Annotated in this window: 29 protein-coding genes; 27 read left to right on the forward strand and 2 right to left on the reverse strand. The window is 35.7% G+C overall.

The window, feature by feature from the left end:
* Positions 1-46: 46 nt before the first annotated feature.
* Genes Q9317_RS04815 through Q9317_RS04825 form a run of 3 tightly spaced genes read left to right on the forward strand, consistent with a single transcriptional unit; the run spans position 47 to position 1,128 of the window.
* Positions 47-292 (forward strand): GlsB/YeaQ/YmgE family stress response membrane protein, encoded by a 246-nt coding sequence (locus tag Q9317_RS04815; protein ID WP_003099440.1) that lies wholly within the window; start codon positions 47-49, stop codon positions 290-292.
* A 53-nt stretch (positions 293-345) separates the two neighbouring features.
* Positions 346-927, forward strand: coding sequence for an alkaline shock response membrane anchor protein AmaP (amaP, locus tag Q9317_RS04820; RefSeq protein WP_003099441.1), 582 nt, complete (start codon positions 346-348; stop codon positions 925-927).
* Between the two features lie 9 nt (positions 928-936).
* The gene (locus tag Q9317_RS04825; RefSeq protein WP_003099443.1) at positions 937-1,128 is read left to right on the forward strand and encodes a DUF2273 domain-containing protein; all 192 of its coding nucleotides are present in this window, start codon (positions 937-939) and stop codon (positions 1,126-1,128) included.
* An 80-nt stretch (positions 1,129-1,208) separates the two neighbouring features.
* On the opposite strand, the gene Q9317_RS04830 is transcribed toward Q9317_RS04825, so the two are convergent.
* Positions 1,209-2,320 (reverse strand): IS3-like element IS981 family transposase gene (locus Q9317_RS04830; protein ID WP_089180045.1). Its coding sequence is split into 2 segments (ribosomal slippage): positions 1,209-2,104 and positions 2,104-2,320, totalling 1,113 coding nucleotides; the frame shifts between segments, so codons are not numbered across the junction.
* Between the two features lie 90 nt (positions 2,321-2,410).
* Here Q9317_RS04830 and Q9317_RS04835 point away from each other — a divergent pair.
* The 5 genes from Q9317_RS04835 (at position 2,411) to tpx (ending at position 5,132) form a co-directional block, all read left to right on the forward strand.
* A complete protein-coding gene (locus Q9317_RS04835) occupies positions 2,411-2,938 on the forward strand; it encodes an Asp23/Gls24 family envelope stress response protein (RefSeq protein ID WP_003099446.1) in 528 nt (175 codons plus the stop codon).
* Between the two features lie 57 nt (positions 2,939-2,995).
* Entirely contained in the window at positions 2,996-3,196 is a 201-nt protein-coding gene (locus Q9317_RS04840) for a CsbD family protein (protein ID WP_003099447.1), read from the forward strand.
* 2 nt (positions 3,197-3,198) lie between these two features.
* Positions 3,199-3,687: an Asp23/Gls24 family envelope stress response protein gene (locus Q9317_RS04845; RefSeq protein ID WP_003099451.1), complete on the forward strand. Its 489-nt coding sequence runs from the start codon at positions 3,199-3,201 to the stop codon at positions 3,685-3,687.
* Between the two features lie 148 nt (positions 3,688-3,835).
* Positions 3,836-4,483, forward strand: coding sequence for a GntR family transcriptional regulator (locus tag Q9317_RS04850; protein WP_003099453.1), 648 nt, complete (start codon positions 3,836-3,838; stop codon positions 4,481-4,483).
* Between the two features lie 157 nt (positions 4,484-4,640).
* A complete protein-coding gene (gene tpx / locus Q9317_RS04855; protein ID WP_016355984.1) occupies positions 4,641-5,132 on the forward strand; it encodes a thiol peroxidase in 492 nt (163 codons plus the stop codon).
* Between the two features lie 23 nt (positions 5,133-5,155).
* Here the strand turns inward: tpx and Q9317_RS04860 are convergent, their stop codons facing one another.
* Positions 5,156-5,704: a TetR/AcrR family transcriptional regulator gene (locus tag Q9317_RS04860; protein ID WP_003099464.1), complete on the reverse strand. Its 549-nt coding sequence runs from the start codon at positions 5,702-5,704 to the stop codon at positions 5,156-5,158.
* A gap of 118 nt (positions 5,705-5,822) precedes the next feature.
* Between Q9317_RS04860 and Q9317_RS04865 the strand changes: the two genes are divergently transcribed.
* The 19 genes from Q9317_RS04865 (at position 5,823) to Q9317_RS04955 (ending at position 24,806) form a co-directional block, all read left to right on the forward strand.
* A complete protein-coding gene (locus tag Q9317_RS04865; RefSeq protein WP_003099467.1) occupies positions 5,823-6,524 on the forward strand; it encodes an ABC transporter ATP-binding protein in 702 nt (233 codons plus the stop codon).
* Positions 6,525-6,535: 11 nt separating this feature from the next.
* Positions 6,536-7,234: a hypothetical protein gene (locus tag Q9317_RS04870; protein ID WP_259458744.1), complete on the forward strand. Its 699-nt coding sequence runs from the start codon at positions 6,536-6,538 to the stop codon at positions 7,232-7,234.
* A 51-nt stretch (positions 7,235-7,285) separates the two neighbouring features.
* Positions 7,286-8,628, forward strand: a protein-coding gene (locus tag Q9317_RS04875) for an IS3 family transposase (RefSeq protein ID WP_370297210.1) whose coding sequence is annotated in 2 segments (ribosomal slippage) — positions 7,286-7,736 and positions 7,736-8,628 — 1,344 coding nt in all. Because the reading frame shifts where the segments join, the coding sequence is not laid out codon by codon here.
* A gap of 192 nt (positions 8,629-8,820) precedes the next feature.
* Complete coding sequence (locus tag Q9317_RS04880; RefSeq protein WP_259458745.1) at positions 8,821-10,593, forward strand: ABC transporter permease; 1,773 nt, start codon at positions 8,821-8,823, stop codon at positions 10,591-10,593.
* Positions 10,594-10,687: 94 nt separating this feature from the next.
* Positions 10,688-11,284 carry a restriction endonuclease subunit S gene (locus Q9317_RS04885; protein ID WP_003099471.1) on the forward strand — a complete coding sequence of 199 codons (597 nt, stop codon included), beginning with the start codon at positions 10,688-10,690 and terminating at the stop codon, positions 11,282-11,284.
* Positions 11,285-11,296: 12 nt separating this feature from the next.
* Positions 11,297-12,265, forward strand: coding sequence for an aromatic acid exporter family protein (locus Q9317_RS04890; RefSeq protein WP_003099475.1), 969 nt, complete (start codon positions 11,297-11,299; stop codon positions 12,263-12,265).
* A gap of 66 nt (positions 12,266-12,331) precedes the next feature.
* Complete coding sequence (locus Q9317_RS04895) at positions 12,332-13,675, forward strand: DUF2130 domain-containing protein (protein ID WP_003099479.1); 1,344 nt, start codon at positions 12,332-12,334, stop codon at positions 13,673-13,675.
* A gap of 79 nt (positions 13,676-13,754) precedes the next feature.
* Positions 13,755-14,636 (forward strand): tRNA pseudouridine(55) synthase TruB, encoded by an 882-nt coding sequence (gene truB, locus Q9317_RS04900; protein WP_003099483.1) that lies wholly within the window; start codon positions 13,755-13,757, stop codon positions 14,634-14,636.
* Positions 14,637-14,655: 19 nt separating this feature from the next.
* Complete coding sequence (locus Q9317_RS04905; protein ID WP_003099485.1) at positions 14,656-15,588, forward strand: bifunctional riboflavin kinase/FAD synthetase; 933 nt, start codon at positions 14,656-14,658, stop codon at positions 15,586-15,588.
* Positions 15,589-15,630: 42 nt separating this feature from the next.
* Positions 15,631-16,035 carry a Spx/MgsR family RNA polymerase-binding regulatory protein gene (locus Q9317_RS04910; RefSeq protein ID WP_003099488.1) on the forward strand — a complete coding sequence of 135 codons (405 nt, stop codon included), beginning with the start codon at positions 15,631-15,633 and terminating at the stop codon, positions 16,033-16,035.
* Position 16,036: 1 nt separating this feature from the next.
* Positions 16,037-16,318 (forward strand): UPF0223 family protein, encoded by a 282-nt coding sequence (locus Q9317_RS04915; protein WP_003099489.1) that lies wholly within the window; start codon positions 16,037-16,039, stop codon positions 16,316-16,318.
* Positions 16,308-17,078: an inositol monophosphatase family protein gene (locus Q9317_RS04920; RefSeq protein ID WP_003099491.1), complete on the forward strand. Its 771-nt coding sequence runs from the start codon at positions 16,308-16,310 to the stop codon at positions 17,076-17,078. The genes Q9317_RS04915 and Q9317_RS04920 overlap by 11 nt, the downstream gene beginning before the upstream one ends.
* A 142-nt stretch (positions 17,079-17,220) precedes the next feature.
* Positions 17,221-18,087: a phosphate ABC transporter substrate-binding protein PstS family protein gene (locus Q9317_RS04925; protein ID WP_003099494.1), complete on the forward strand. Its 867-nt coding sequence runs from the start codon at positions 17,221-17,223 to the stop codon at positions 18,085-18,087.
* A 10-nt stretch (positions 18,088-18,097) separates the two neighbouring features.
* On the forward strand, positions 18,098-19,033 hold the full coding sequence (pstC, locus tag Q9317_RS04930; protein WP_305981608.1) for a phosphate ABC transporter permease subunit PstC: 936 nt from the start codon (positions 18,098-18,100) through the stop codon (positions 19,031-19,033).
* Entirely contained in the window at positions 19,023-19,910 is an 888-nt protein-coding gene (gene pstA / locus Q9317_RS04935) for a phosphate ABC transporter permease PstA (protein WP_003099497.1), read from the forward strand. Before pstC ends, pstA begins: the two co-directional genes overlap by 11 nt.
* A 15-nt stretch (positions 19,911-19,925) precedes the next feature.
* Positions 19,926-20,729, forward strand: a complete 804-nt coding sequence (gene pstB, locus Q9317_RS04940) for a phosphate ABC transporter ATP-binding protein PstB (RefSeq protein WP_003099499.1) — start codon at positions 19,926-19,928, stop codon at positions 20,727-20,729.
* An 11-nt stretch (positions 20,730-20,740) separates the two neighbouring features.
* Positions 20,741-21,499, forward strand: a complete 759-nt coding sequence (pstB, locus tag Q9317_RS04945; RefSeq protein ID WP_003099501.1) for a phosphate ABC transporter ATP-binding protein PstB — start codon at positions 20,741-20,743, stop codon at positions 21,497-21,499.
* A 54-nt stretch (positions 21,500-21,553) separates the two neighbouring features.
* On the forward strand, positions 21,554-22,207 hold the full coding sequence (gene phoU / locus Q9317_RS04950; protein ID WP_003099503.1) for a phosphate signaling complex protein PhoU: 654 nt from the start codon (positions 21,554-21,556) through the stop codon (positions 22,205-22,207).
* Positions 22,208-22,268: 61 nt separating this feature from the next.
* Positions 22,269-24,806: a M1 family metallopeptidase gene (locus Q9317_RS04955; RefSeq protein WP_003099506.1), complete on the forward strand. Its 2,538-nt coding sequence runs from the start codon at positions 22,269-22,271 to the stop codon at positions 24,804-24,806.
* Positions 24,807-24,909: the final 103 nt, after the last annotated feature.

Consider the following 24,909-nt stretch of genomic DNA (forward strand, 5'->3'; position numbering starts at 1 on the left):
TTAATAAAAAAACGAGGTCTTAGAATCTCAAAGAGGAGAGAATATCATGGGAGTTATTTGGACATTAATCGTTGGTGGTTTAATTGGTCTTATTGCCGGATCCCTTACTAAAAAAGGCGGGTCAATGGGATGGATTGCAAATATATTTGCTGGTTTAGTTGGTGCTTATGTTGGTCAAGCTTTACTTGGAACATGGGGGCCATCTTTAGCTGATATGGCACTTATTCCATCTGTAATTGGTGCTGTAATTGTTGTCGTTGTTACTTCTTTTCTACTTAAGAAATTAAACTAATGAAATCAGACAGTAATATGATACACTAATTACTATTTTGGAAAGAGGTTTATATGGCAAAAAGTTTAAAGATTATTTATAGTCTCTTAGGTCTTATCTTACTCTCAATCTTTGCTGTGGTAATAGGGATAACAAGAAATTATGTCGACTTACCTGCTAGTTATGATTGGTTACAGTGGGATATTGATCGAACACCTGAATTGTTAAATCCAGGCTTGTATTATTATTTCTTCTGGACTGCTCTAGTGTTAGCAGTTGTGACGTTGATTTTTGTCTTAGTTGTTATCTTTTACCCGAGAACTTATACAGAAATTCAATTAAGTAAAAAGCAAGGAACTCTGTTACTTAAGAAATCTGCTATTGAAGGTTATATAAAAACAGCTGTTCATAATGCTGGCTTAATGACAAATCCAAATGTCTCAGCCACTCTATATAAGCGTAAGTTTAAAGTTGATGTTGTTGGGCGTTTAGACTCTCGCGTAGCTGTATCTGAACAAATTAATGGCATTCAAGAGGGTATTCAAAAGGGCTTGCAAGAATTTTTTGGCCTTGACCAACCAATTGCTTTTAAGGTCTATGTTAAAGATATTGCAGACACTCATCAGATAACCCATAAAAAAAATCGCGTAGAATAGGAGAGAATTATGGCCTTTTATGAAAAATATAAGTACCCAATTCTTGGTGGCTTATTAGGACTTGTATTAGCAATCTTACTAATGTCCTTTGGTTTCTTTAAAACACTTCTAGCAATAATCTTTATTGTCTTGGGTGTTTATGGTGGGCTTTACGCCAAGAAGACTGGAATCATTGATCAATTTATCAATAAATACAAATAAAGCAAATCGCTGTTATTGACACTTTTTGAGGTTAAGTCAAGTTTTTAGAGTAACAAACGTAGAATTTTAATCTATTTATTTTAAGCACTTACCTTTTCAAATTGATTAGGTGTAAGATACCCTAAACTTTGATGGATTCGTTTTGAATTATAAAAGGCTTCGATGTACCAGAAAATACTCTGATAGGCTTCTTCAAAGTTCTTATATTTAAATTGATACACCCACTCTCTTTTTAAATGTCCATGCCAAGATTCAAGACTGGCATTATGATAAGGGTATCCCCTTCGACTGAAAGAGTGAGTCATCCCATAATACTTAAGCAACTCTTCATACTCTAGACTCGTATACTGGCTTCCTTGGTCAGAATGAAGAATAACAGCTTCTGGATAGTCTTGTGATTTAATGGCCTTATTTAAAGTTCTTTGCACTAATTCTACAGTCATTCGCTTGCCCAAATCCCAAGCAATGACTTTTTTAGTATAACGATCCATAATGGTTGAGAGATAAGCCCATCCTTGTTGAGTAGGAATATAAGTAATGTCGGTTGACCAAACCTTATTTTTCTTTGTAGGTTCAGTCTGTATGAGATTTTTTCGATTGATGTGATCACTTAGTGAGTATCCAGGCTTAAATTTCTTAATGACTACAGACTTGAGTTGAAGTTGCTTCATTAGCTTCTGTACCAGTTTTAACCCGACTTTTTCCCCTTGTTTAAATAGAAGATGATGAATTTTAGGAGCACCATAGATTCCTCGGTTAGCATTGAAGAGTTGAGAAATTTTGAGTGACAGGTATTGTCTCCTTAATTGAGTTTTAGATGGATGTCGGTTAATCCGTTCATAATAACTTGATTCAGGAACATCAAGGAGTTGACAGCTTAGTCTGACATTGAGTGCTAAAGTTTGTATGGTTTGAGCCATATCCGCAGCACTCACTTCTTTTTCTCGGCGAATATGGTCAATACTTTTTTTAAGATGTCTCGTTCTTCCTTAACTTTAGCCAGTTGTCTTTTTAATTCTAGAAAATCAGCTTTAGAGACGGAGCTTTCATTAGATTTAGAGTAGAGGTCTATCCATTTATAAATTGTTGCAGGGGCCACGTCGTATTCTTTAGACAGCTGGGTGACGGATTGACCAGAATGATAGAAGGCGATAAGGGTTTCTTTAAATTCTTTTGAGTAGCGTTTTTTCATGTTTTTGTCCTTTGTCTAAATTATACAATAGTGACTCTAAGATTTAAGGATAACATCATTTAAACAAAGAACTTATTAAGGAGAAAAACAATGACTGAAACATTTATTAAAAACACACAAACAACTGCTTCATCAATTAATGGACAACTCACTTTTGAAGACAAAGTAATTGAAAAAATTGTTGGCTTAGCCATTGAAACTGTAGATGGTCTATTGGCTGTTAACGGTGGCTTCTTCTCAAACATTAAAGAAAAATTGGTTAACACAAATAGTGTTCGTGATGGCGTTAATGTTGAAGTTGGTAAAAAACAAGTAGCTGTTGACTTAGATATTATTGCTGAATACCAAAAACACGTGCCAACCATCTTTGAAGAAATTAAAACAATCATCGAAAAAGAAGTTAAACAAATGACAGATTTGGATGTTATTGAAGTTAATGTTAATGTCGTTGACATCAAAACAAGAACTCAACATGAAGCTGATAGCGTTAGCCTCCAAGATAAAGTAGCAGATGCTGCTCAGGCTACAAGTCAGTTTACTAGCAAACAAGTTAGTAATGTCAAATCAACCGTTGACAATGGTGTAGAAAACCTTCAAACTGAGCCTCGAGTAAAATAATTCAAGTCTAAACCCTCACTAGAAATACTAATATTGTAGAAAGTCAAGGTAAAACAAATGTCAGAAGAAAAATTCAATGCTAAAATCGATCAAGTTGGTGGTAAAGTTAAAGAAACCTTAGGTAAGGTTTCAGATGACAAAGAACTTGAAACAGAAGGTAAAGTCGAAAAAATGGCAGGAAAAGCTGAGGAAATGCTTGCTGATGCTAAAGATACTGTCAAAGGCTTTGTTAATGGTTTGAAGAAAGACGAGGAATAACAATGACTGAAAATAAGATTAAAAGTAAACTGACTTATGATGATAAAGTGATTGAAAAAATTGTTGGTCATGCTTTAGAAAATGTAGATGGGTTACTTGCTGTTAGTGGTGGTTTCTTTTCAAACCTCAAAAACAATGTGATTAATTCAGATTCTGTTACTGACGGTGTTAATGTTGAAGTGGGTTCAAAAGAAGTTGCTGTTGATTTGGATGTCATTGTTGAGTATGGTAAAGCTATTACTAAAATTGCTGAAAGCATCAAGGCTATTGTGTCACAAAATGTTGATGTTATGACACACCTTAAGGTTGTAGAAGTCAATATCAATGTTGTTGATATTAGAACAAAAGAAGAACAAAAAGCAGCAGAAGTTACTGTTCAAGACCGTGTTTCAGACGTAGCAAGTGCAACATCTGAATTTGTCGGTTCACAATCAGAAAAAATTAAAGAATCTATTGCAACAACAGTCAAAACTGAAAATGAAGAGAAGTAGTTTTCAGAAAAATCTAATATAGAATGTGAGAGCTAGATTCTTTGCTAGCTCTCGTTTTCTAGCTAAAAGTAGTGGAAATTTACTATTGAAAATTTCTGAAATATATGATTTAATAAGGGGTGTTTAAGAGTCAAAAAAGGAGATGTCTATGACTAAAGATGTTAGGAAAAGAGAAGTTGGCAGCTCTAAGTACCAAAAAATTGCAATTTCAGTTGCTCAGCGTATTGCCAGTGGTGAGTATGAAGTTGGCGAAAAATTAAAATCACGAACAACCATTGCTTCAACCTTTAATGTCTCACCAGAAACAGCTAGAAAAGGCTTGAATATTTTAGCTGATTTAAATATCTTAACCTTAAAACATGGAAGTGGAGCTATTGTGCTTTCTAAAGAGAAAGCTATTGAATTTATCAATCAATATGAAACAACACACTCTATTGCTGTTATCAAAGAAGATATTCGTGAGAATTTAAAAGAACATCAAGAGGGAATGGAGAGACTATCTTTGCTAGTTAATGACTTTTTGATGCAAAGTCAATCTATTAGTAAGCAATTTCCTCTTGCACCTTATGAAATTATTGTCAATAAAGATAGTGAGCATTTTGGAAAATCTATTGGTGTTCTAAACTTATGGCATCAAACTGGAGCGACAGTTGTTGCAATCGAACACCAAGGAGAATTATTGATTTCCCCTGGCCCCTATGCCGTGATTAAAAAGGGTGACCATGTCTATTTTGTTGGAGATGATCAAGTATACTCACGCATGAAAAATTATTTCAACCTCTCATTAGGTTTATAAAGGGTTAGATTTTGCGATCTAACTTTTTTTGTCAATTGCATTCTTTGAAAGATGTAATCAAATTAATCGAAAATAGAGTCTTCTTGCGCTAAAATAATAGCCTAGGGGTTCATAAGAATTCTTAAAGGCCTATCTATTTAATCCAGGAGGTAAACACATGACAACTTTTATTGGTAAACCAGTAACCTTAATTGGGCAAGAGCTAAAAGTAGGGCAAATCGCACCAGAATTCACCTTAATCACGACGGATTTACAGAAGAAATCCTTAACAGATTTCAAAGGAAAAAAAGTGATTAGTGTTATTCCATCAATCGATACAGGCATTTGTTCAACTCAAACACGCGTCTTTAATAAAGAAGTATCTGAGATGAAAGACACACATGTCTTAACCATTTCAGTAGATTTACCTTTTGCTCAAGCACGTTGGTGTGGTGATGAAGGGTTAGACAAGGCAATCATGCTGTCAGATTATTTTGACCATTCATTTGGTCAGGCTTACGGGCTTTTGATGAAAGAATGGAAGCTCTTGGCACGTGCTGTTTTTGTCTTAGATGCGTCTAATCAGATTGTTTATGTACAGTATCTTGAAAATGTTAATTCAGAACCTGATTACTTGTCAGCTTTAACTGCACTAAAATCCATCACATAAAAAATAAAGAACTAGGCCTTGGCTTAGTTCTTCTTTTGATCAATTGAAACGGTGTTTAAGATAATTTGGGTTAATTCTTTTGGTGATTCTTTGCCACCTTGTGATACCCAGTACGAAATTATGCACTCTATGGAGCTTAAATAGACTTCTAAGGCATAAGGAAAAGGGATATTGTAGTGACTAGTGATAATGGTTTGGTAGTTGTCTATGGTAACGAGAACTTGGTATATAAAGTCTTTAAGAACTTGTTTGAAATTGACATAACTCGATTGGGCTAATGCAGCAACAAATGAGAAATTATCCTTGATGAAATATAAGGATTCTTCCAGTACTAATTTAGGTTCTGAGTAAATGCTAGCATCATCTAAAATCAAAAATAAATGGTCTAAGATATTGTTTTTCAGTTGTTCCATCATGTCATTTTTGTCTTGATAATGGAGGTAGAAAGTGCCACGATTAATGCCAGCCTTTTGACAGAGGTCAGATACCGTTATGGCTTCAAATGGTTTTTCCAAAAGGAGACTGATTAAGGCCTCTTTTAAACAATTTTTAGATTGTGTTTGACGTTTCATAATGATCTCCCTTAAATCAACAAAGTCAGTTGTTTTGTTCTTGTTTATCCTTTAATGACATTATATAATAGTAACATAGTTAAATCAACACTGTGTTCATATAAAGGAGTTTAAAATAATGCCATATATAGAAATGAAATCATCTAGTAAAAGCTACCAGATTGGGGAGCATAAGGTCATTGCTAATGACAGTATTAGTTTTGACATTGAAAAAGGGGAATTGGTTGTAATTCTTGGACCGTCTGGTGCTGGAAAATCAACCGTCCTAAATATTCTTGGGGGAATGGATACCAATGATCAAGGGCATGTTTTTGTTGATGGTAAGGACATTTCAAGTTATAGTAGTAAAGCCTTGACCCAGTATCGGCGTGAGGACATCGGATTTGTTTTTCAATTCTACAATTTAGTTCCTAACTTAACAGCAAAAGAAAATGTTGAATTAGCAGTAGAAATTGTTAAGGAGGGCCGTGATCCTATTGAGGTTTTAAAAGAAGTTGGTTTAGAACAACGAATGGATCATTTTCCAGGTCAATTATCAGGAGGGGAACAGCAAAGGGTATCAATAGCTCGGGCTTTGGCTAAAAAACCAAAGTTATTGCTTTGTGATGAACCAACAGGGGCTTTAGATTATCAAACAGGAAAACAAATTTTAAAACTTCTCCAAGAAATGGCACAAACAAAAGGTTCCACTGTGGTAATTGTTACACATAATACAGCCTTGGCACCAATTGCTGATAGGGTAATCCATATTCATGATGCAAAAGTTAGTCGAATTGAACGCAACTCAGATCCTGTAAGTATTGATCAGATTGAGTATTAGAGGAGAAGATGATGACTAAAACACTATGGAAAGATTTAGTGAGGTCTGTGGCACAGTCCAAGGGGCGCTTTATCTCCTTATTTTTATTAATGGCATTAGGATCATTTACCTTGATTGGACTTAAAGTAACAGGGCCAAACATGGAAAAATCAGCCAACCGTTTCCTTGATGACAATCAGGTGATGGATCTAACCTTATTAGCGAGCAGAGGATTTAACCAAGAAGACAAAACTGAACTGGCAAACTTGAGCAATGCAGAGCTTGAGTATGCCTATCAACTGGATGCCAATTTTGGTCAGCGTGAAGATGCTATTCGATTGTTTTCTACCCAAAAAAAGCATTCTTTATCACCCTTACTTAAAGGGCATTATCCCAAAGAGCAAGATGAAATCGCCTTAGCACCATGGCTTGAAAAAGATTACCCAATTGGTCAAGACATTGAGATTAAAACAGGAAAACAAGAGCTTTTACAAAGCAAAAAGTTTAGGGTTGTGGGGTATATTAACTCCTCTGAACTCTGGTCAAAAAACAACTTAGGAAATACCCGCTCAGGAGATGGACACCTCTCAGCTTACGCTTTGTTATCAGAATCTTCCTTTAAAATCCCAAAGAATAGTGTTAGAATCAACTATTCGGATTTGCGTGGTATTAATGCCTTTTCAGACCAGTATGCCAAAGCAGCATTAGAAAAAGAAAAAGCCTTACGATGAACTGCACCCCAAAAGTTAGACACAAAATCTAACAGTTGGGGTGTTTTTCTTATGAAATTAAGTTATGAAGATAAACTAGAAATATATGAGCTGAAAAAGAGCGGCGTGTCGTGGACCAATCTTAGCCAGACATACAAGGTAACCATTGCCAATCTCACATACATGATAAAACTCATGGATCGGTATGGCTTAGAAATCGTTGAAAAAGGTAAAAATAGGTATTATTCACTCGAATTAAAGCAGGAAATGATAGATAAAGTCTTGATTCATGGTTGCTCTCAACTCTCAGTTTCTCTTGATTATACCTTGCCAAATCGAGGGATGCTCCCAAATTGGATAGCGCAATACAAGAAAAACGGTTATACTATTCTTGAAAAACCAAGAGGGAGACCTGCTAAGATGGGACGAAAGCCTAAGAAAAAGCTAGAAGAGATGACTGAATTGGAACGTCTTCAGAAAGAATTAGAATACTTAAGAGCGGAGAATGCTGTGCTAAAAAAGCTGAGAGAATACCGCTTGAGGGACGAAGCAAAGCTCAAAGAGCAACAGAAATCATTCAAGCATTAACGAATCGGTTTTCCCTAGAGACGCTACTTGAAATCCTTGATTTACCGCGCTCCACCTATTACTATCAAGTGAAGCGACTAGCTCAAGGAGATAAGGATATAGAACTAAAGAATTTGATTCGAGAGATTTATGATGAACATAAAGGAAACTATGGCTATCGTCGGATTTATTTAGAACTCAGAAATCGAGGATTCCTCATCAATCACAAAAAGGTGCAACGCTTGATGACAGTTATGGGCTTAGCGGCTCGCATTCGTCGTAAGCGCAAGTACTCTTCTTACAAAGGTGAGGTTGGTAAGAAGGCTGATAATCTGATTAAACGTCAATTCGAAGGTTCTAAACCCTATGAGAAGTGTTATACCGATGTGACAGAGTTTGCCTTACCTGAAGGGAAGCTTTATCTATCGCCAGTTTTTGATGGCTATAACTGTGAGATTATTGACTTTACCTTATCTCGCTCGCCTGACTTGAAACAGGTTCAAACGATGCTTGAGAAGGCTTTTCCAGCGGATTCATACAGTGGAACTATTCTCCACAGCGACCAAGGGTGGCAGTACCAGCACCAGTCTTACCATCAGTTTTTGGAAACCAAAGGGATTCGTCCCTCTATGTCTCGAAAGGGAAATAGTCCAGATAATGGGATGATGGAATCCTTCTTTGGCATTCTCAAATCGGAGATGTTCTATGGACTTGAGAAGTCTTACAAAACCCTTGATGAGCTTGAACAAGCTATCACAGATTACATTTTTTACTACAACAACAAACGAATCAAAGCAAAACTAAAAGGACTTAGTCCTGTTCAATACAGAACCAAATCCTTGCAATAATTAATTGTCCAACTTCTGGGGGTCAGTACACGAGCAGTCTTTTCTGATAATGCTAAAGCAGCCAATCAAGCCACCGAAAGTACCCAAAAACAAAGTCTTTCACAGGCTGAAGCTGCCCTAAAAATAGCTAAAGAAAACATATCACAGCAAGAAGTCTTATTAGGGCAATTACCAGCTGAGCAAAAAGAACAATTGCAAGATCACTTAAGTGCAAAAAAAGCAGAACTTCATGCTCAGGAAGAAAAACTCAATCAGAGAAAAAAAGAGTTGTCTTTATTGCCCAAAGCCAGCTACAGCATCTTCAATAGACATCAGTTACCTGGAGGAGAAGGTTATCATATTTATGACACTTCTATAAGGTCTATTGGAATGGTTAGTCATATTTTTCCCATTGTCCTATATTTGGTAGCAGCTTTAGTTACGTTTACCACGATGACACGTTTTGTTGATGAGGAAAGACGAAATTCTGGCTTATTGCAGGCTTTGGGATTTAGTAAGCAAGCAATCCTATCTAAGTTTTTAATTTATGGGTTATTAGCCAGTTTTTTAGGGACAACAGTTGGAATACTGGGGGGAACTTACTTCTTATCACCATTGATTGCTGAAATTATCACAAAGCCTATGGTTCTAGGACAAACACGATTGGATTTTTACCTGTCTTATGCCGCTATTGCCTACTTATTGGCACTGTTTTCTGCGCTATTACCTGTTTATGTGATTGTTCGTAGAGAACTAAGTCATGTTCCAGCGCAGCTATTATTACCAAAACCTCCCGTAAAAGGAGCAAAGGTTCTTTTAGAAAAAATCCCATTTTTATGGAAAAGACTATCTTTTACCTATAAAGTTACTATTCGAAATATTTTTCGTTACAAACAAAGAATGCTAATGACCATTTTTGGGGTGGCAGGATCAGTTGCTCTTTTATTTTCAGGTCTAGGCATCCAATCCTCCTTGTCAAAAGTTATTGATCACCAATTTCAAAAGATAAGCCCTTATGATTTGCTCCTAATTGAACAATCAGATGCTGAAGATAGGGCAAAAAGTCACCTTTTAGACTTCCTCAATTCAAAAGAGGTGGGCGCCTATCAGACGGTAAACTTTGCTGCTTCTCAATTTCAGATAAAAGGACAAAGTCAAGGCTCTCAAGTTAGTCTATTTACTACTGATGCGAAAACACTAGAGCCCTTTATGACACTCTATGACGTGTCTAGTAAAAAGAAAGTCAACCTGGCTTCAGATGGTATTGTGATGTCAGAAAAGTTAGCGTCTTTTTACCATGTAAAAGCTGGTCAGATGGTAGATTTAAGGGATACTCAAAATCATAAGATAAGGGTTAAGGTGTCGCATATTATTGAGATGAATGTTGGGCACTTTATCGTTATGAACCAAGCTTATTACAAAAAGAATTTTACAGCTATCACAACAGACAAGGCTTATTTGGTAAATGTGAGCAAGGGACATTCCTTATCAAAGACCGCTAAAAAGTTGCTAACTTATCCTTCTGTTAAGGCTCTTTCGCAAAATAGTCAAATCATTACTTCTGTAAAAGCAGTTGTACAGTCGTTAAATCAAGTGATGACTCTCTTAGTGATTCTGTCTCTATTATTAGCCTTGGTTATCTTATATAACTTAACCACTATCAATATTGCTGAGAGGATTCGGGAATTATCAACCATCAAAGTTTTAGGTTTTTATGATAAAGAAGTGGGTCTTTATATATACCGAGAAACCATTCTTTTATCTCTACTTGGTATTTTTCTTGGTATCTTATCAGGGCAGAAACTACACGGATTGATGATGCGTTTGATTGGGGCTGATAACATGCAGTTTGGACGCCAAGTCGATCTATATGTCTACTTGTTGCCGATTGTGGCAGTTTGCCTTTTGATTATAGCTTTAGGGATAAGTGTTCATCATAGACTTAAACATTTAGAAATGCTTGAAGCTTTAAAGTCTATTGATTAAATCTTTTCTTTTAAAGACTGATTATTTTTACTTGTTTTATCTTCAAAAACATGTTAGTATTTTAATACTATAAAAAAATAGAAAGATACTAAGTATGGATCAGATGATAGAAAGCTATATTACTGATAGTAGAGAGAAAATAGCACTGAAAGAATTAGTGGATTGCTTTAAGGGCAAAGCCATCTCAAGTAAGATTGAAGAAGGAGAGTTTGCCTTAATCAATTTGTCCGATATGGGGAAAGACGGTATTGATTATGATCATCTCAGAAGGTTCCAATTAGAAAGACGGCAATTACTTCGATACATCCTAGAAGATGGTGATGTCTTAATTGCTTCAAAAGGAACCGTTAAAAAAGTTTGTGTTTTTCATAAGCAGGCTAAAGAAGTTGTTGCATCATCTAATATCACTATTTTACGCCCAAAGGCTAATTGTAAGGGCTATTATTTGAAATTTTTCTTGGATTCTCCTTTAGGTCAAGCATTTTTGGAAAGAGCAGATCATGGGAAAGACGTTATTAATTTATCAACAAAAGAACTTCTCGAAATTCCAATTCCCATAATTCCACTACTGAAACAAGATTATTTGATCAAACACTATTTACAAGGGTTAAATGATTATCACCGGAAGGTAAATAGAGCTGAGCAAGAGTGGGCTCGTATTCAAAAAGAAATTGAAAAAAGTGTGCTTTAAAGAAAGGAAATCATGTCATTACTTGAACGAACGATTAAGATGGTTCTAGCAACTGTCTTAGCTATTATTATTGCTGAGTATTTGGGCTTAACTTATGCATTATCGGCAGGACTTATTTCACTTCTAAGTGTTTTGGATACGAGACAGACCAGTTTGATGGTTGCTAAAAATAGGTTGCTTGCTTTTGTGATAGCATTTGCTATTGCGATTACAGTGTTTTTCTTTTTAGGCTATGGTTTAATAGCTTTCGCCCTTTACCTTGTTTTAGCAGTTCCTTTATTGTACTACTTTAAGATTGAATCCGGTCTTGTTCCAATTACGGTTTTGGTAACGCATTTGATGACCTCTCAAAGTCTAGCTTTCTCAATACTTCTGAATGAATTTGCTATTTTTGCAATTGGAACTGGCTTAGCCTTATTGCTGAATATTTATATGGGGTCAAATGACTCACAAATCAAAGCATTTCATCAAACAATAGAGCAAAAGATGAAAGCAATTCTTTATCAACTTGAAGACTGTTTGCTTCATCAAAATGGTCAGGAATTGAACTTAATGGTTAGGCAATTGGATTTAGATTTGGATGCAGCCCTCCAACTGGTTTACCGCGAGAGTGATAATAAGCTCTTTCAGCAAACCAACTATCAGGTCCATTATTTTGAGATGCGAAGACGTCAAAATACCCTCTTAAAACAAATGGTAAAAACCAGTTTGGCAATTAAAGAACCAAGTAGAGAGAGCATTCTCTTATCTCATTTGTTTCATGAGACAGCTAAACAACTTAGCGAGAAAAATTCAGCAGTCACTCTTATTGATGATATTGAACAACTTTTGGAAGTTTACCGTCAAAGAGAGTTGCCACAGAGTCGTCAGGAATTTGAAATGCGAGCCTTACTATTTCAACTCTTGCAAGATTTAGAACGGTTTATCACTGAAAAAACAAGTTTTTACCATGACTATAAAAATGATACTGAATATGATTAGGAAGCTATTTCCTAATCTTTTTTGTTATAATATGAAGTAGTGATAATTGAGAAAATGGAGACAGGCATGAAAGAATTAAAATGTCCACACTGTCAAACGGTGTTTACAATAGATGAATCAGAATACACGCAATTATTAGCGCAAGTGCGCGGTCAAGAATTTGATAAGGAACTTAGTCATCGCCTTAAAAATGAAATTGCCTTGCTTGAAGAAAAGTCAAAAAATCAACTACAACATCAGTTAGCTGAAAAAGACAAAGACATTCAAAGCCTAAGCCATCACTTGGAGCAACTTGAAAAAGAAGAAACTTTTCGTCGTCAAGAAGCTCTGAGTCAAAAAGATAAAATAATTGCTTCTTTAGAGGCCAAACTCGATCGTTTAGCTTCTGAAAATGCTTTAGAGATGACAAAGCAATTGACACAAAAAGATCAAAGTCTCCTTGATTTGCAAAATAAGATTGAAAAATTAGAATTAGAAAATCAATCTAAACTTCAATCAACTGTTAATGCCCTTGAAAAAGAAAAAGACAGCCTTAAAAATCAACTAGCTATTCAGGATAAAGAAAAAGAACTGTCATTATCTTCTTTAAAGAGTGATTTTGAAGCCCAATTAAAGGCAGCTAATGAGCAGGTTGAATTCTATAAAAATTTCAAAGCACAACAATCAACCAAAGCTATTGGTGAAAGTTTAGAGCTTTATGCAGAGACAGAATTCAATAAAGTCAGAAGCTATGCCTTTCCAAATGCTCAGTTTTCAAAAGACAATCAATTATCTAGCCGAGGCTCTAAAGGAGACTACATTTACCGTGAGACAGATGCTAATGGTATTGAACTTCTTTCAATCATGTTTGAAATGAAAAATGAAGCAGACCAGACAAAAAACAAGCATAAAAACAGTGACTTTTTCAAGGAATTGGACAAAGACCGCAAAGAGAAAAACTGTGAGTATGCTGTTCTTGTAACTATGTTAGAAGCTGATAATGACTATTATAATACTGGCATCGTGGATGTCAGTCACGAATACCCTAAGATGTATGTTGTAAGACCTCAATTCTTCATTCAACTGATTGGTCTTTTGAGAAATGCCGCTATGAACGCGCTAGCTTATAAGCAGGAATTGGCATTAGTGCGTGAACAAAATATTGACATTACCCATTTTGAAGAGGATTTGGATATTTTCAAAAATGCCTTTGCAAAAAACTACAATTCAGCAAGCACAAACTTCAAAAAAGCCATTGAAGAAATTGACAAGTCTATTAAACGTATGGAAGAAGTTAAACGCTTCTTAACAACAAGTGAGAACCAATTACGTTTAGCTAATAATAAATTAGATGATGTTTCTGTCAAAAAATTAACCCGAAATAACCCGACAATGCGTGAGAAATTTGAGGGATTACAAAAGGAGTTATAAAGTTATTTTTCTTGTCAAAGGTGCCTTTGAACAGTTATAATGGAAAAGTTAAACCGATAGAAAATAGTGAAAGAAAAGCATGAAAAACGGAATTATAAATGTAAAAAAAGAGGCTGGAATGACCTCGCACGATGTGGTTTTTAAACTGCGCAAAATCCTTTGGGAAAAGAAGATTGGTCACGGTGGGACGTTGGATCCGGATGTTGTTGGTGTTTTACCAATTGCAGTTGGTAAGGCTACTCGTGTTATTGAATACATGACTGAGGCTGGTAAAGTCTATGAAGGTGAAGTAACATTAGGCTATGCTACAACAACAGAAGATGCCAGTGGTGACACAATTGAGGAAAAACACGTTCTCACAGACTTAAGTGAAACTGAAGTAGACCTTGCGATGGAGACGTTTCTTGGCGACATTACCCAAATCCCTCCAATGTACTCAGCAGTTAAAGTTAATGGTAGAAAACTCTATGAGTATGCTAGAGCTGGTGAGGAAGTTGAGCGGCCAAAAAGATTGGTCCACATTAGTTTATTTGAAAGAACAAGTCCATTGACTTTTAAAGATGGGCTTTGTCATTTTACCTTTAAAGTGGTTTGTAGCAAAGGCACTTATGTGAGAACCTTGGCTGTGGATTTAGGTAAAGCTTTGGGCTATCCAAGCCATATGTCTAAACTAGAGCGTACTGCTTCAGCAGGTTTGGAATTGGCTGACGCCTTAACACTTGGTCAAATTGCTGAAATGGTTGAGCGAAATGATGAATCATTTTTCCTTCCAATTGAATACGGTGTTTCAGATCTCCCCAAATTAGCTATTACTGAGACTGAGAAGACAGACATTTCATTTGGTAGAAAACTAGCTCTTCCAAGCATAGAGCCTCTCTTAGCGGTCTTTTTTAAAGACCAATTGGTAGCCGTAATGGAAAAACAAGATGAGCTCTATAAACCTAGGAAGGTTCTTATCTAAATAAGTAGACAGGATTACAATGAAGATTACACAAATCAAATCTTTTGAAGAGATTAATGAGACCAAAGACACGATTTTGGTATTAGGCTATTTTGATGGCCTCCATAAAGGACATAAAGCCTTATTTGACAAAGCAAAAGAACTAGCAGAAAAGAAGAATCTAAAGATTGTAAGCTTAACCTTCAATGAAAGTCCTAAGTTAGCATTTGCACGTTTTTCTCCTGAACTTTTGTTACATATTAGTTATCCGGAGCAACGTTATCATAAATTTGCTGAATACGGAGTAGAAGAGCTTTATTTGCTTGATTTCACTACGACCTTTTCTAAAGTGTCTTCTGACGATTTTATTAAAAACTACATTGGAAAACTAAGGGCAAAACATATTGTGGTTGGCTTTGACTATAAGTTTGGTCATAATCGAACAGATTCGGACTACTTGCAACGCAATTTTGATGGAACAGTTTACACTATTGATGAAGTGTCGATTAACAATCGAAAGGTCTCATCGACCTGGATTCGTGAATTAATTCAAGCAGGTGATGTTAATAAGGCTAATCAATTGCTTGGTTATGAATTTTCGACAAGAGGAATGGTTGTTCATGGAGATGCGCGTGGTAGAACCTTGGGCTTTCCAACGGCTAATCTTGCTCCTATCGATCGTACCTATTTACCAGCAGATGGCGTCTATGTTGCGGATGTCTTGGTTAATAAAAAAAGGTACCGCTCAATGACAAGCATTGGAAAAAATGTTACCTTTGGAGGAAAAGAGTTAAGATTAGAAGCCAATATTTTTGATTTTGATGGGGATATTTACGGAGAATCTATCGAAATTATTTGGCTTGACAAGATTCGAGACATGACAAAATTTGATGGTATTGAAGATCTTATTTCTCAGCTAAATAAGGATAAAGAAATTGCATTAAATTGGAAAAAAGATGGTCATTTTAATTAAATTTTTGTATAATAGGGTAAGTAATAATGATAGAGGATTAAAATGGTTACATTATTTTTATCTCCCAGCTGTACTAGTTGCCGTAAGGCAAGGGCATGGCTTTTGAAACACGAAGTTTCATTTCAAGAACATAATATCATTACAAGCCCATTAAGTCGTGAAGAGTTGTTAGCCATCTTGTCATTTACTGAAAATGGAACTGAGGATATTATTTCAACCCGGTCGAAGGTTTTTCAAAAATTAAACATTGATGTTGATGAGTTATCAATCCCTCATCTCATTGACTTGATTGCTGAAAACCCAAGTCTTTTACGTCGCCCAATTATCATGGATAAAAAAAGAATGCAGATTGGTTTTAATGAAGATGAAATCAGGGCATTTTTGCCAAGAGATTACCGTAAACAAGAATTACGTCAAGCGACTATTAAAGCAGAAATTGAGGGATAGTATGTCGGATAAAAACTATACATATCCACTTGACATAAACTGGAGCACTGACGACATTACATCAGTGCTTCATTTTTTGAATCAAGTGGAATTAGCTTATGAAAAAAAAGTAGATGCTCAACAATTGTTAGAAGCATATCGATGCTTTAAAACAGTAGTAACGAGTAAATCACAAGAAAAACAAATCGATAGAGACTTTGAAAAATCAAGTGGCTATTCAACCTATCAAGCCGTCAAAAAAGCAAAAGAAATAAAGAAAGGATATTTTTCTTTTGGAAGATAAATTTGCATTTGCTAAAGAAATCGTCTTGGAAGCGGCAGCTTATATCAAAAAGAGAATGTCAAGGCAACTAGCTATTGAAATTAAAACGAGTCATGATGATTTGGTAACTGATGTTGATCATGAAACGCAAGATTTGATTATTGACCGCATTAGGAATCGCTATCCTTCAGACCATATTCTAGCTGAGGAAAACAACGTTAGGCATCCTATTGATGATGGCCATGTTTGGGTTTTGGATCCGATTGATGGGACCATTAATTTCATTGTTCAAAGGGATTATTTTGCCATTATGCTTTCCTATTTTGAAGAGGGAAAAGGGCAGTTTGGTATCATTTATGATGTGATCAATGACCGTTTTTTGGTAGGTGGTGGCCAATTTGAGGTGACTTTAAACCATCAAAAAGTGTCTCCTTATGAAGAAAAACCTTTAAATAGGTCTTTAGTTGCTTGTAATTCAGGAATGTACCGTAATAATGATTATGGTTTAGTTGATTTTATCGGTAAAACATTAGGTTTAAGGATTTATGGTGGTGCTGGTATTTCAATGATGATGGTGATGACTCAACAATTATTTGCCTATTTTTCTTACATTCAACCATGGGATTATGCAGCAGCTCTTGTTCTTGGGAAACCTTTAGGTTATACCTTGTTAACTATGGATGGAAAAGAACCCGATTTTAGCACCAGACAGAAAGTTATGTTTATTCCTGAGTGCCATCGTGAGACGATCCAATCCTTGTTAAATAGCTGTGAAAACTAGTATAATAAAGTGGCTACTATTTTGGAGTGAGATTTGAAAAAGATGAGGGTAAAAGTTCTTTTAAAGAACGGCCATATATGTTACTATTAAAATTGAGTTTATTATAAAACTCCTTTTATATTTAATGAATAGGAAAAATAAAATGAATATGAAAAAGAAGTTCTTTTTGTTCAGTTTGTTAGCAGTTTCGACACTGTTTTTAACAGCTTGTTCTAGTTGGATTCAAAAAGGAGAATCCATTACGGCCGTTGGTTCAACAGCATTGCAACCTTTAGTAGAGGCTGCTGCAGATGAATTTGGTAAACAAAATCTAGGAAAAACAGTTAATGTGCAAGGTGGTGGGTCTGGTACAGGTTTATCACAGGTTCAATCAAAATCTGTTCAAATTGGTAACAGCGATGTTTTTGCTGAAGAAAAAGATGGGATTGATGCAAGTAAACTTCAAGATCATCAAGTTGCAGTTGCAGGCTTGGCTGTTATTGCAAATCCCAAAGTTAAGGTGTCAAATTTAACTTCAGAACAATTACGAAAAATCTTTTCTGGAGAATACACCAACTGGAAACAAGTAGGTGGTCAAGATTTAGCGATTTCTGTTATTAATAGAGCAGCTAGTTCTGGCTCGCGTGCCACTTTTGATGCTGTTATTATGAAAGGGACTCATGCTAAACAAAGTCAAGAGCAAGATTCCAATGGTATGGTAAAATCAATTGTTTCACAAACACCAGGTGCCATTTCATACTTAGCCTTCTCCTATGTTGATGATTCAGTTAAGTCTTTAAAATTGAATGGTTTTGCTTCAAAACCTGAAAATGTCATGACTAATGACTGGCCAATTTGGTCTTATGAACACATGTATACTTATGGCAAAGCTGATGGCTTAACCAAAGAATTTCTTGACTATATGATGTCAGAAGAAGTGCAAAAGAAAATTGTTGCTCACATGGGGTATATTCCAATGACCGATATGAAGGTTGTTAAAACTCATGACGGCAAAGTTTCCAAAAAGTAGTGAGGGAATTATGAATAATCAGGAATTAGCTAAAAAATTAGTTTCACCTTCAAAAAATTCACGTCTAGAAAAATTTGGTAAGACCATTACTTTTCTATGCTTGGCATTGATTGTATTTATTGTTGCGATGATTTTAATCTTTGTTGCTCAAAAAGGCTTATCAACTTTCTTTGTTGACAAAGTTAACGTTTTTGATTTCTTATTTGGAAGAGAGTGGCAACCAAGTATTAAAGATAAAAGTGGTATGCCAATTTTAGGCGCCTTACCAATGATTAGTGGTTCCTTTTTAGTAACCATTTTATCTGCTTTGGTGGCAACACCTTTTGCTATTGGTGCTGCAGTCTTTATGACAGAAATCTCACCTAAATATGGAGCTAAAGTTCTTCAACCAGCAGTTGAATTGCTAGTTGGTATTCCATCTGTTGTTTACGGGTTTATCGGTTTACAAATTGTTGTGCCTTTTGTTCGTTCAATCTTTGGAGGGACTGGATTTGGTATTTTATCAGGGGTTTTTGTGCTCTTTGTTATGATTTTACCAACAGTAACCTTTATGACAACAGATAGTCTTCGAGCTGTGCCACGTCATTATCGTGAAGCAAGTATGGCCATGGGGGCAACAAGGTGGCAAACGATTTGGCGTGTTGTTTTAAATGCAGCTCGTCCAGGAATCTTCACAGCAGTCATCTTTGGTATGGCTAGAGCATTTGGTGAAGCATTGGCTATCCAGATGGTTGTTGGGAACTCAGCTGTTATGCCTAGCTCCTTAACGACACCTGCAGCAACCTTGACATCTGTTTTGACGATGGGTATCGGAAATACCGTTATGGGTACTGTTCAAAACAATGTTTTGTGGTCACTAGCACTTGTTCTCTTATTAATGAGTCTGGCCTTTAATTCACTTGTTAAATTAATTAGGAAAGAGAGAAAGAGAAATTATGAACGCTAAAAAAATTGATAAATTAGCAACAGGTACCTTATATACCATTGCTGGAATCATTGTAGCTATTCTAGCTTCATTAATTTTATTTATCCTCCTTCGAGGACTTCCTCATGTTAGCTGGCATTTTTTAACAGGACAGTCATCTTCTTATGAAGCTGGTGGAGGAATTGGGATTCAACTTTATAATTCTTTCTTTCTGTTAATCATTACACTAATTATCTCAATCCCCTTATCAACTGGAGCGGGCATTTACCTTGCAGAGTATGCTAAAAAGGGTCCACTTACAAACTTTATTAGAACCTGTATTGAAATTTTATCGTCATTACCTTCAGTGGTTGTTGGTTTGTTTGGTTACTTGATTTTCGTAGTTCAATTCCAATATGGTTTCTCTATTATTTCAGGTGCCCTAGCACTAACAGTTTTCAATCTTCCACAAATGACGCGTAATGTCGAAGACAGTTTACTTCATGTTCATCATACACAAAGAGAAGCAGGTCTTGCTCTAGGACTATCTCGCTGGGAAACAGTTTTCTTTGTGGTTATTCCAGAAGCTCTACCTAGTATTGTAACTGGTATTGTCCTTGCTTCTGGTCGTATTTTTGGTGAAGCTGCAGCCTTAATTTATACAGCGGGTCAATCTGCACCAGCTTTAGACTGGTCAAACTGGAACCCACTAAGTGTCACAAGTCCTATCTCAATTTTCCGTCAATCTGAAACATTAGCTGTTCATATTTGGAAAGTTAACAGTGAAGGGACAATTCCAGATGGTACTTTAGTATCTGCAGGAAGTGCAGCAGTTCTATTAATCTTTATCTTAATCTTCAATTTATCAGCTCGCTTTATTGGTAAAAAATTACATTCTCGAATGACAGCGGCTAAATAAGACATAGGAGTAATCATGACAGAATATAATTGGAATGAACGCCATATTATCACGTTTCCAAAGGAAGTTGTTTCTTTGTCTACTAAAGACTTACATGTCTATTATGGTGGTAAAGAAGCAATTAAAGGGATTGATATGGAGTTTGAAAAAAATAAAATAACCGCTTTAATTGGCCCTTCAGGTTGTGGGAAATCTACTTATCTGAGAAGTCTTAACCGTATGAATGATACCATTGATATTGCAAATGTGACTGGCGAAATTTTATATCAAGGAATTGATGTTAACCGCAAAGACATGAATGTTTATGAGATTCGTAAGCACATCGGTATGGTTTTTCAACGTCCAAATCCATTTGCTAAATCAATTTACCGTAACATTACATTTGCTCATGAGAGAGCTGGTGTCAAAGATAAACGCGTATTAGACGAAATTGTTGAAACGTCACTGAAACAAGCTGCTCTTTGGGATCAAGTAAAAGATGATTTGCATAAATCAGCCTTCACTCTTTCAGGTGGACAACAACAAAGACTTTGTATTGCCCGTGCTATTTCAGTTAAACCTGATATTTTATTGATGGATGAGCCAGCTTCAGCTTTGGATCCAATTGCAACCATGCAATTAGAGGAAACCATGTTTGAACTGAAGAAAAATTATACCATCATTATTGTAACGCACAATATGCAACAGGCTGCCCGTGCAAGTGATTACACAGCATTTTTCTACCTTGGGGATTTAATTGAATACGATAAAACACGTAACATTTTCCAAAATGCAAAATGCCAGTCAACAAACGATTATGTTTCAGGACACTTTGGATAGAGAGGGATAAAATGTCAGAACCAATATTACAAGTACGAGATCTTTCTGTTTACTACAATAAAAAGAAAACTCTTAATAATGTTTCTCTTGATTTATTTCCAAATGAAATAACAGCATTGATTGGCCCTTCAGGCTCTGGGAAATCAACTTTACTTAGGGCTATTAACCGTATGAGTGATTTAAATCCGGAAGTTACTGTAACAGGATCAATCACATATAATGGACATAATATTTATAGCCCTCGGACAGATACTGTTGATCTTCGTAAAGAAATCGGAATGGTATTTCAACAGCCTAATCCATTTCCAATGTCTATTTATGAGAATGTTGTTTATGGCTTGCGTTTAAAGGGTATTAAAGACAAGAATATTCTTGATCAAGCCGTTGAATCCTCATTAAAAGGGGCCTCAATCTGGGATGAAGTGAAAGATCGCCTTCACGATTCCGCACTAGGATTATCAGGTGGTCAACAACAGCGTGTATGTATTGCTAGGGTCTTAGCGACGAGTCCACAAATTATTCTTTTGGATGAGCCAACTTCAGCCTTAGATCCAATATCAGCTGGTAAAATTGAAGAGACACTCTTTGCATTGAAAAAAGATTACACACTAGTCATCGTTACACGTTCAATGCAACAGGCTTCTAGACTGTCAGATAGAACAGGTTTCTTTCTTGCAGGTGATTTACTTGAATTTGGGAACACTAAACATATGTTTATGAATCCAAAACGCAAAGAAACAGAAGATTATATTTCTGGTAAATTTGGTTAATTAACTAAATCAGAATTGTCTCGCATAAACTAAAAGGATCGTAGAGGGAAAACAATGTTAAGAACTAAATTTGAAGAAGAATTAGATAAACTTCATAACCAATTTTATTCCATGGGTACAGAAGTTTTAGCACAATTAAATAAAACCGTTCGTGCCTTTGTTAGTCATGACCGTGATTTAGCAAAAGAAGTCATCGAAGAAGATGACATGGTTAATGAATTTGAAACAAAATTAGAGAAAAAATCATTAGAAATTATTGCTCTCCAACAACCTGTTTCAAATGATCTTCGTACTGTTATTACTGTTTTAAAAGCATCAAGTGATATTGAGCGTATCGGTGACCATGCTTCGTCTATTGCAAAAGCGACGATTCGTATGAAAGGTGAAGAACGTTTACCAATTGTTGAAGAACAAATTAACCTTATGGGAAAAGCTGTTAAGCACATGGTAGAAGATGCGTTAAATGCCTATATCAATGCAGATGAAGCTAAAGCTTATGAAATTGCTGCTAATGATGAAATTATTGATAATTACTTCCGTGATATTCAAGCTTTGGCAGTTGAAGAAATTCGTAAAACTCCAGATGCTGTGTTTGCTGGCAAAGAGTACTTCCAAGTGTTAATGTACCTTGAACGTATTGGTGATTATGCTCGTAACCTTTGCGAGTGGGTCGTTTACCTTAAGACTGGAAAAATTATTGAATTATAATAAAATATGATATAATAGTGATTGGAATTTTTCTAATCACTTTTTTAGAATAAGGAGCATTATGAAAACAGTTGAACATTTTATTGAGAAATTTGTTCCAGAAAACTATAACATTTTTTTAGACATTGACCGTCAATCAAAAACATTTACAGGAAATGTTGCCATTAACGGAGAAGCTTTAGATAATAGAGTTTCATTTCATCAAAAAGACTTAAGGATTCATGCCGTTTTACTTGATAATGAAGCGGTATCTTTTAAAGAAGATCATGACAATGAAGCCCTCCGTGTAGAGTTGCCAACCACAGGTTTAATGACTTTGGTTATTGAATTCTCTGGAAAAATAACAGATAATATGACTGGTATTTACCCATCCTATTACACTATTGATGGCATCTCTAAAGAAGTTATTTCAACACAGTTTGAAAGCCACTTTGCTCGTGAAGCTTTTCCTTGCGTAGATGAGCCTCATGCAAAAGCAACTTTTGATTTATCTATCAAATTTGACCAGCAAGATGGTGAAATAGTTCTCTCAAACATGCCTGAAATCAATGTTGACTTGCGTAAAGAAACTGGTTTATGGACATTTGATACAAGTCCTAGAATGTCTTCTTACCTGCTTGCATTTGCACTTGGAGACTTACATGGTATTACTGCTAAAAGTAAAAATGGCACGGATGTAGGTGTTTTTGCAACTAAAGCTCATCCGAGTACATCACTTGAATTTGCTCTTGATATTGCAGTACGTGTTATTGATTTTTATGAAGATTATTTTGGAGTAAACTACCCAATTCCTCAATCTTACAATGTTGCTTTGCCAGATTTTTCATCAGGTGCTATGGAAAATTGGGGATTGATTACCTATCGTGAAATTTATTTATTAGTTGATGATAATTCAACAGCTACAAGCAGACAACAAGTTGCTCTTGTTGTTGCTCATGAAATTGCCCACCAGTGGTTCGGTAATCTGGTAACCATGGAGTGGTGGGATGATTTATGGCTTAATGAAAGTTTTGCCAACATGATGGAATATGTGTCTATTGATGCTATTGAACCTGAATGGAAAATTTTTGAAGACTTTCAAACAGGAGGTGTGCCATTAGCTCTTAAACGTGATGCGACTGATGGTGTGCAATCTGTTCATGTTGATGTCAATCATCCTGATGAAATCAATACTTTATTTGATCCAGCAATCGTTTATGCAAAAGGCAGTCGATTAATGCACATGCTAAGACGTTGGATTGGCGATAGCGATTTTGCTAAAGGATTATCTCTATATTTTGAAAAACATCAATATTCAAATACAATTGGACGTGATTTATGGAATGCTTTGTCGGATAGTTCTGGTAAAGATGTTGCTGCTTTTATGGATGCTTGGTTAGAACAACCCGGCTATCCTGTCCTAACGGCATCTGTTGAAAATGACCACCTAATTCTTTCTCAGCAACAATTCTTTATTGGTGAAGGGGTTGAACAGGAAAGAATTTGGCCTATTCCATTAAATAGTACTTGGTCGGAATTACCAGATATTATGACTGAAAAAGAGATGATTATCCCAAACTACAGTCAATTAGCTGCTAAACATAAAGAACCACTACGTTTCAATACTGAAAACACAGCTCATTATATTAGTCATTATCAAGGAGAATTATTTAATGACTTAATTGATGGGATTGATCAATTGGATAGTGTTAGTCTGTTGCAAGTGCTCCAAGAACGTCGATTATTAGCTGAAAGCGGAGCTATTGGCTATGCTGAGCTTGCAAGTTTGATTGCTCGTTTAACAAAAGCGAAGTCTTATATGGTTGCATCAGCTATTAATCATATCTTAATTGGTTTAGAGCGCTTTATTGAGGAAGATAGTGAAGAAGATAAAGCATTTAAACGCTTGGTGGTGCGCATTTTCCAAGCTGACTATGATCAATTAGGTTTCCAAAAACAAGCGGGTGAATCTGACGAAGCTGAAATGGTTCGCCAAATCGTCTTAAATCAATTAATCAATAGTGGAAAAGAAGAAGTGATAGCAGAAGCCAAATCTATTTTTGAGGCTTATAAGCAGGATGTTGCTCAAATTCCAGCAGCTGTTCGTCGTTTAGTTTTAGCAAATCAAATGAAATATTTTGAAAATGAAACTATTGTTGATCATTATTTTGACACTTATATTGCCACGACAGATAATAATTTGAGGCTTGATCTTGCATTTGCGCTGTCAAAAACAAAGAGTGCTAAAACTTTAAAACGCATTTTAGTTAGTTTGAAGGATAAAGCTATTGTTAAACCTCAAGATTTAGCAATGTGGTATAATTGTTTACTAGGTCAAGTATACACTCAAGAACCTGTTTGGGTATGGGCACGTGAAGATTGGGAATGGATCAAATCAGCACTTGGAGGAGACATGAGCTTTGACCGTTTTGTTATTTACCCTGCCAACAACTTCAAAACACAAATTCGCTTAGAGGAATATAGAGCCTTCTTTGAACCAAAATCTGATGATATGGCTATTAGTCGTAATATTAAAATGGGTATCAATGAAATTAGAGCTCGTGTTCAACTGATTGAATCAGGAAAAACAGCAGTTAGCCAAGTCTTAAAAGCATACTAATTAATCATACTAAAAGAGAAGACAGTGCCCTGTTTTCTCTTTTTTAGTTCTTTTTAGCTAAAATTAAGTTTTCTATGGTATGATAAAAGATAATATATGATGA

Origin of the sequence: Streptococcus iniae (assembly GCF_030732225.1) — a bacterium.
Classification (GTDB): Bacteria; Bacillota; Bacilli; order Lactobacillales; family Streptococcaceae; genus Streptococcus; species Streptococcus iniae.